Origin of the sequence: Roseinatronobacter alkalisoli, assembly GCF_028745735.1 — a bacterium.
Classification (GTDB): domain Bacteria; phylum Pseudomonadota; class Alphaproteobacteria; order Rhodobacterales; family Rhodobacteraceae; genus Roseinatronobacter; species Roseinatronobacter alkalisoli.
Window position 1 is genome coordinate 1 of the sequence record NZ_JAQZSM010000129.1, and the last position, 684, is coordinate 684.

Here is a 684-nt window from a genome sequence, read left to right on the forward strand (position 1 = left end):
AAAGAAGCTCTACCGGATTTATCGTGAAGAGGGGTTATCGGTGCGCCGCAGACGTGGCCGTAAGCGGGCACGCGGCAGTCGGACACCAATGCCAGTGCCGCTGCGGCCGAACCAGCGCTGGTCGTTGGACTTCTTGTCCGACACCTTCGGAGCTTGCCGGAAGTTTCGCATCCTGGCGGTCAACGACGATTGCTGCCGTGAAAACCTCGGCCTGATTGCCGACACCAGCATCTCTGGCGCACGGGTTGCGCGGGAGCTGGATGCGCTGGTCCGGATCTATGGAAAACCGGCCTGCATCGTCTCGGACAATGGCACCGAGTTCACCAGCAAGGCGATCCTAAAGTGGGCGAACGAAAACGCCGTCGAATGGCACTATATCGATCCCGGCAAGCCGCAGCAGAACGGTTACATCGAGTCATTCAATGGCAGCCTGCGCGACGAGTGCTTGAACGAAGAGATCTTCGACAGCCTGGATGATGCCAGACGAAAGCTGGGGCTGTGGCGCTATGATTACAACCACATCAGGCCACACTCATCTCTGGGCAACAAAACACCCGCTGAAGCGCGCCGAGCGCTTGAGCTATCTGAAGGCTCCGCGCACGGCGCGCTTGCCCAAGCCCAAAACGACAACTATCAACCCAAAGGACTCTCGTTATGAACGAGGGACGATCGGGGGGCAGGTCA

1 protein-coding gene is annotated in these 684 nt (G+C 59.1%); it reads left to right on the plus strand.

The annotated features are described in order from the left end of the window. A partial coding sequence (locus tag PUT78_RS23690; RefSeq protein ID WP_274354665.1) for an IS3 family transposase occupies positions 1 to 658 on the plus strand: 658 nt, incomplete at its 5' end. Positions 659 to 684 lie beyond the last annotated feature (26 nt).